The organism is Stenotrophomonas sp. HMWF023, from assembly GCF_003060985.1.
Taxonomy (GTDB): Bacteria; Pseudomonadota; Gammaproteobacteria; order Xanthomonadales; family Xanthomonadaceae; genus Stenotrophomonas; species Stenotrophomonas lactitubi.
Window position 1 is genome coordinate 1 of record NZ_QAIJ01000231.1, and the last position, 6,979, is coordinate 6,979.

The window sequence follows — 6,979 nt, forward strand, 5'->3', positions numbered from 1 at the left end:
TGCGTGGATGGGCCGTTGGCCCGGTAGGGTGGATTTGACCTTCCCACGATGGCAAGGTCTAGGCTGGTCACCTCTCCAGATGGAACCAGGGAAACCAGGCCATGAGCACCTCCAGCGTTACAGCCGTCCCCGGGACGACTTCCACCCTCAGCCTGCCGATCGAAGGCATGACCTGCGCCAGCTGTGTTGGCCGGGTCGAAGCGGCCCTGGCCAAGGTCGAGGGGGTCGCCAGCGTCTCAGTCAACTTGGCCACCGAGCGTGCGGACATCCGCTCCTCTGGCCCGATCGACCGCGACGCCTTGATCCAGGCGGTGGAAAGAGTGGGTTATGAGGTACCGGCGGCGACCACCGAACTGGCCGTGGAAGGCATGACCTGCGCATCCTGCGTCGGGCGCGTGGAGCGCGCGCTGTTGGCGGTGCCGGGCGTCAGCCAGGCCAGCGTCAACCTGGCCACCGAACGTGCAACCGTGCGCGGCGTCGCCGGCATCGACGCATTGGTAGCGGCGATCGACAAGGTCGGCTACGCGGCGCACGCGATCGATGGCGGCACCCAGGCCGATGAGGAAGCGGCGGAAAAGAAGGATGCCGAGCGGGTGGCGCTGAAACGCGACCTGATCCTGGCCAGCGTGCTGGCAGCACCGGTGTTCGTGCTGGAAATGGGCTCGCACCTGATTCCCGGCATGCATCACTGGGTGATGTCCACGATCGGCCTCCAGGCCAGCTGGTACCTGCAGTTCGTGCTGACCACGCTGGTCCTGGCCATTCCCGGCCGGCGCTTCTACCAGAAGGGTTTCCCGGCGCTGCTGCGCTTGGCGCCGGACATGAACTCGCTGGTGGCGGTGGGTACCGCTGCGGCGTTCGGCTATTCGGTCGTGGCCACCTTCATCCCGCACCTGCTGCCGGCGGGCACGGTGAATGTCTACTACGAAGCAGCGGCAGTGATCGTCGCCTTGATCCTGCTCGGTCGGTTCCTGGAGGTGCGCGCGAAAGGCCGCACGTCAGAGGCGATCAAGCGCCTGGTCAACCTGCAGGCCAAGGTGGCGCACGTCAGCCGCGAAGGGCGCATCGTCGATATCCCGATCAACGAGGTGCTGCTGGGCGACCTGCTGGAAGTGCGTCCCGGCGAGCGCGTGCCGGTGGATGGTGAGGTGACTGAAGGTCGCAGCTTCGTCGACGAATCGATGATCACCGGCGAGCCGATCCCGGTGGAGAAGTCGGCCGGCAGCGGCGTGGTTGGCGGCACCGTCAACCAGAACGGCGCACTGACCCTGCGTGCGACGGCGGTGGGTGGGCAGACCATGCTGGCGCAGATCATCCGTCTGGTTGAACAGGCGCAGGGCTCCAAGCTGCCGATCCAGGCCGTGGTCGACAAGGTGACGCTGTGGTTCGTGCCGGCGGTGATGCTGGCGGCCCTCGCTACCTTCCTGGTGTGGCTGATCTTCGGGCCGTCGCCGGCGCTGACCTTCGCGCTGGTCAACGCGGTGGCCGTGCTGATCATCGCCTGCCCGTGTGCGATGGGGCTGGCGACGCCGACCTCGATCATGGTCGGGACCGGCCGCGGTGCCGAGATGGGCGTGCTGTTCCGCAAGGGCGAGGCGCTGCAGCTGTTGAAGGACGCCAAGGTGGTGGCGGTGGACAAGACCGGTACATTGACCGAAGGCCGCCCGTTGCTGACTGACCTGGAGATCGCCGATGGCTTCGATCGCGCACAGGTATTGGCACGGGTGGCAGCGGTGGAATCGCGCTCGGAGCATCCGATCGCCCGCGCCATTGTCGAGGCGGCGACGGAGGAGGGCATGGCGCTGCCGGCGATGGTTGATTTCGAGTCGGTGACCGGCATGGGCGTGCGTGCCACCGTCGATGGCGCACGCGTGGAAGTGGGCGCCGATCGTTTCATGCGTTCGCTGGACGTCGACATCGGCAGTTTCGCCGCGCGGGCCGATCGCCTGGGCAACGAAGGAAAGTCGCCGCTGTATGCCGCCATCGATGGCCGCCTGGCGGCGATCATCGCAGTCTCCGATCCGATCAAGCCGAGTACGCCGGCGGCCATTGCGGCCCTGCACCAGCTTGGCCTGAAGGTGGCCATGATCACCGGTGACAACGCCGCTACCGCGCAGGCCATCGCCCGCCAGCTCGGCATCGATGAAGTGGTGGCCGAAGTGCTGCCGGAAGGCAAGGTGGAGGCAGTGCGCCGGTTGAAGGCGGCTTACGGTCAGATCGCGTTCGTCGGTGATGGCATCAACGATGCGCCGGCGCTGGCCGAGGCTGATGTCGGCCTGGCCATCGGCACCGGTACCGACGTCGCGGTGGAGTCGGCCGACGTGGTGCTGATGTCCGGAAACCTGCAGGGCGTGCCCAATGCCATCGCACTGTCGAAGGCGACCATCGGCAACATCCGCCAGAACCTGTTCTGGGCCTTTGCCTACAACACCGCATTGATCCCGGTCGCGGCCGGTGCGCTGTATCCGGTATGGGGCGTGTTGCTGTCGCCGGTGTTCGCGGCCGGTGCCATGGCCCTGTCCAGTGTGTTCGTACTCGGCAATGCGCTGCGCCTGCGGCGCTTCCAGGCGCCGATGGCGGACGCGTCCCATGCGGCCCACTGAAGGAGCGATTGCATGAACATCGGTGAAGCATCGAAGGCATCCAGCGTGTCGGCCAAGATGATCCGCTACTACGAGCAGATCGGCCTGATTCCGCCCGCTGACCGCACCGGCGCGGGCTATCGCGCCTATTCGCAGGCCGACGTGCATCGGCTGCGTTTCATCCGTCGTGCGCGTGATCTCGGCTTTTCGGTGGCCGAGATCACCGACCTGCTGGGCCTGTGGAACGACACGTCGCGCCACAGCGCCGACGTCAAGCGCCTGGCCGAGCAGCATATCGATGACCTGGAACAGCGCATCGAGAACATGCGGCAGATGGCCGATACGCTGAAATCGCTGATCAGCTGCTGCGCCGGCGATGATCGACCCGAGTGCCCGATCCTGCAGCGGCTGGGCGAAGGCGAAGAGGGCGCTGCGCCGGTTGCAGCGCCTTCAGGGGCGGTACGCAGGCGCGCGCGCAGGACCTGACGAAGACCTGCGGAAAAGAAAATGCCCGCCCCGGCAATTGCACGGGGCGGGCATTGTTCATGCAACTGGCAGCGTGATCAGGCCGTACGCGGCGGGAAACCCGCTTCGGTCAGTGCCGCGACGATCTGCGCTTCGCTGGCCGAAGTCTGCACCTGCACGCGGCGGCTGGCCGGGTCTGCCGACACACTTGCCGCCGGGTCGACCAGTTCGATCGCCTTGGTCACGCTGCGCGCGCAGCCACCGCAGGTCATGCCTTCCACATGGAATTCCATCTGTAGCTCCTTCGATTCACTTGGGGGTAGAGGCAGTGTGCACCTTGCAACGATGGCAGGGTCAAGCGTTCCCCGGAGCGAAGGGGCCACAAAAAACGGCAGCCACCTGTACCAGCGCGGCTGCCGTGGAGGATCGTCCCCGCCCGCAGGCGGGGGTGAGGCCTTAGAACTTCCAGTTCACGCCGAAGTACAGCTGGCGGCCGGCGTAGATGTTGGACAGCAGGCGGGCCTGGCTGTCGTTGCCCAGATAGCTGCGCAACTCGGACTTGGTGGCGTTGAGCACCGAGGCGGTAACGGTCCAGTCCGGGGTCAGGTTGTAGGCCACGTTCAGATCGAGCTGGTCGTAGGGCTTGGTGTACGTGGTGAGACCGTTGTTGAGGCCGCCGACCACTTCACCGCGACGGTTGTACGAGGCGCGTGCCAGGAACTTCTCGTTCTCGTAGAACACGGTCACGTTGGCCTGGTTCTTGGCGCTGCCCACCAGCGGCGAGGAACCGATCTCTTCGCCATCCAGCACGATCGAGGCCAGGTTGGTGTCGTTGTAGGTGTAGTTGGCCTGCACGCCCAGACCGAAGTCGAAGGTGTACTGACCGTACAGTTCCACGCCCTGCGAGACACCGTCACGGCCGTTGGCCTGGGTTTCATACTTCTGCACCGTCACCGATTGCCCACCAACGGTCATCTGCTGGTCGCGCACCACCGGCACGGTGAAGTTGTCCACGTTCTTGCGGAACAGCGCCACGCCAGCCACCGAACCCGGCTTGAAGTACCACTCCAGACCCAGGTCGAACTGCACGGCCTCGAACGGCTCCAGCGCCTTGTTGCTGCCCGAGCCATACCAGCCGGGGGTGTCGGTGCCACCAGCGACGCGGCGGTCGTTGCTGTATTCCTCGCTGACGTAGCGCAGGCCGCCCGGGTAGGCGATGGAGGTGTAGCTCGGGCGGGCGATCACCTTCGATGCGGCACCACGCAGCACCAGGTTGTCGGTGATGTCCCAGGCGATGTTGAAGCTGGGCAGGAAGTCGGTGTAGGTCTTGTCCAGCGAGCTGAGCGTGTAGACCTTGTCGCGGACCTGGTTGTCCGGCAGGCGCACGAAGCCGCCCTGGCAGCGCAGGTTCGGATCGGCGGCCGGATCATCGCAGCTCATCGGTGCGCCGCTGGCGTTGTCCACGAAGTAGTCGTTGAAGCGCTCGACCGAATCGCTGGACTGGGCGAACTGCTTGGTGCGCACCACGCGCACGCCGACGTTGCCGCGCACGCGGTCGGTACGGAAGTTGGCCTGGAAGTAACCCGAGTAGATCTTCTCGTTGACGTCGTAGACGAAGTCTTCCTCGGTGCGGTTGTACGAACCGCCGTAGGTCTTGTTGAGATAGTCGATGTAGGCCGGGTAGTTGATGCCCGGGAACACGTTGGCGTTGAAGCCACCGGTGATGTTGCTGATCGGATTGGACAGGAAGAAGCCCGGCTGGGCATTGCCTGCCGTCGGATCGCAACCGGCCTGGTAGCGGTTGTTGTCATAGTCGGCCGGGTCCAGGCCCGGGCACACCCAGTAGGTGTTGCCGGTGTTGCGGTGGACCTGGCCGTCACGGTACTTGGCGCCGAACTGGATCGAGTCCAGCCAGCCGGCTTCGAACATCTTGGTGACGTCGGCCTGGAAGTAGTTCTGCTTGACCTCGGTCTGCATCCACGACGAATCGGTCGAGCCGGTATCAACTTCGGCGATGCCGGCCATCAACTGCTGCTGCAGGTCCGGCGAGAACTGTACTGACGGCGTGCCGGTCAGGTCCCAGGCGGTGTACTGGTTGCCCGACTGCCACTGATTGCCGACCTTGCGGCGCGGCTTGGCAGACATGCGGAAGTTCATCGACGGGCCGCCTTCGGACCACGTGCGGCCACCGGTGAACGAGGCCTTCCACAGCGGGCTGATGTCCCAATCGATGGTCAGGTCGGCGGTCTGCGAGAGTGCCTTTTCCTTGCTGTAGCCACCGGTCAGCTGCGGGGTAGGGATGGTGCAGTCGTCCGGGCCCCAGCCGCCCGGCTTCATGCCGGCTGCTGCGGCTTCATCTTCACTGCAGTAGTAGGTCTTGCCGGCCAGCTTTTCGTACTGCGCACCGGTGACGATGCTGCCGCTGGGGTCGAAGCTGAGCCCGTTGAGCAGGCGGCCACCGGCCCAGTTGCCATCGCCGTTGTAGCGGGCCAGGTTCCACTCCGGCACCTTCAGCATGTTCTGGGTGTAATCACCCTGCAGCTCGAAGCGGAAGTAGTTGGCGGTCAGGGTAAGGTTGTCGATCGGCTTGAACTGGAACGTCAGCTGGCCGCCCTTGCGCTCGCGCTTCTCTTCCTTCACCGCGAAGTTCACCGAGGTCGGCATGAAGAACTCGCTGTAGTTCTTGCCGGTCTGGTTGTTGAAACCGGACTGACCCCACCAGTAGTGGATGCCGTCCTGTTCCAGCAGGTTGCCGTTGGCATCGCGGGCGGTGGTGTTGTTGCCGTACCACTGGTAGTCCTCGGTGCTGGCTTCCATGGTGCGGCTGGTGCGCTTCTGCTGGGTCACGCCGACCAGCACGCCGAAGCGCTCGTCCTTGCTGTGCCAGGAGTACAGCGCCGACACCTGCGGATCGACGTCGTGGCTGGTATCGGACGAGGTGCCTTCCAGGTTCACGTAGCCGGAATTGGCTTCCATATCCAGCGGGCGGCGGGTGTGCAGGATGACCGTGCCGCCGATGCCGCCTTCGTCGATGCGCGCTTCCGGCGACTTGAACAGCTCGGCGCTGGACAGCATGTTCGACGGCAGCAGCGTGTAGTTGAACGAGCGGGTGGCTTCGTTGTTGGTTTCCGACGAAGCGACGAAGTTGCCGTTCAACTGGGTCAGGGTCAGGTCGGGCGCGAGGCCGCGCACGCTGACCGACTTGCCTTCGCCACCGCTGCGGGTGATGACCACGCCGGGCACGCGCTGCAGCGCGTCGGCCACGTTCTTGTCGGGGAACTTGCCAACGTCCTCGGCGGTGATCACTTCGACCACGGCGTTGGCGTCGCGCTTCTGCTGCAGGCTCTTTTCGATCGCGTAGCGATAGCCGGTGACCTGGACGCTGTCCAAGGTGGTAGCGTCCTGCGCGCCGGTCGTTGCCGCCTGCTGCGCGGAAGCGCCAAGCGGGGCGACGGCGGCGGCCAAGGCCAGCGCGATGGCCAGCGACAACGCGTCGTGGCCTTGCGTACGTGTTGAATGCTTCATTGCCATCTCTCCCTCTCTCCTGGATTGATCCGGTGACTGACTGACGCGGAAACTTGAATCGATCTAATTCGTGATGCCGATCTTGCCTTCGCCCTGCAGATGCAACGAGCGCCTGGCAGATAGCGCGGCACGTCCTGTCTTGCTCCCCAACTCCGGGCCATCGCGCTGTCGTCTTGGATCGATCTAAGCGATGGGCGGGGCGATTTTTAGCACGGCAACGGCGCCGACGCATGTTGCTGCGCAATATGGCAGCGACGTGTCGTGCAAATGACCCTTTACAGAAAAATGCTGTAAGCGTTTACATGCGCAAATGGGCGGGGCCGGCCGGGCTGCGCCCGGCACCCGCATAGGCCTTCAAGCCAGGGCAGCAACAGCAACAGCAACAGCTGGTTTCCTGTGGGATGGCG

The 6,979-nt window shown here is 64.8% G+C and carries 4 protein-coding genes; 2 read left to right on the plus strand and 2 right to left on the minus strand.

Annotation, left to right across the window (positions count from 1 at the left end; genetic code table 11):
* Nucleotides 1-101 precede the first annotated feature (101 nt).
* Both DBR20_RS12550 and cueR read left to right on the plus strand, forming a co-directional pair.
* Entirely contained in the window at nt 102-2,603 is a 2,502-nt protein-coding gene (locus DBR20_RS12550; RefSeq protein ID WP_108266399.1) for a heavy metal translocating P-type ATPase, read from the plus strand.
* 12 nt (nt 2,604-2,615) lie between these two features.
* A complete protein-coding gene (gene cueR / locus DBR20_RS12555; protein ID WP_033830981.1) occupies nt 2,616-3,068 on the plus strand; it encodes a Cu(I)-responsive transcriptional regulator in 453 nt (150 codons plus the stop codon).
* Nucleotides 3,069-3,145: 77 nt separating this feature from the next.
* Here cueR and DBR20_RS12560 read toward each other — a convergent pair whose 3' ends face one another.
* Together DBR20_RS12560 and DBR20_RS12565 are read right to left on the minus strand one after the other, a co-directional pair.
* Complete coding sequence (locus DBR20_RS12560) at nt 3,146-3,340, minus strand: heavy-metal-associated domain-containing protein (protein WP_100465215.1); 195 nt, start codon at nt 3,338-3,340, stop codon at nt 3,146-3,148.
* 163 nt (nt 3,341-3,503) lie between these two features.
* Nucleotides 3,504-6,578 (minus strand): TonB-dependent receptor, encoded by a 3,075-nt coding sequence (locus DBR20_RS12565; RefSeq protein ID WP_108266400.1) that lies wholly within the window; start codon nt 6,576-6,578, stop codon nt 3,504-3,506.
* Nucleotides 6,579-6,979: the final 401 nt, after the last annotated feature.

Excerpts from the sequence above, each read along its gene's own strand:
- DBR20_RS12550 (WP_108266399.1), top strand. The coding sequence starts at position 102 with ATGAGCACCTCCAGCGTTACAGCCGTCCCCGGGACGACTTCCACCCTC.
- cueR (WP_033830981.1), top strand. The coding sequence starts at position 2,616 with ATGAACATCGGTGAAGCATCGAAGGCATCCAGCGTGTCGGCCAAGATG.
- DBR20_RS12560 (WP_100465215.1), bottom strand. The coding sequence starts at position 3,340 with ATGGAATTCCATGTGGAAGGCATGACCTGCGGTGGCTGCGCGCGCAGC.
- DBR20_RS12565 (WP_108266400.1), bottom strand. The coding sequence starts at position 6,578 with ATGGCAATGAAGCATTCAACACGTACGCAAGGCCACGACGCGTTGTCG.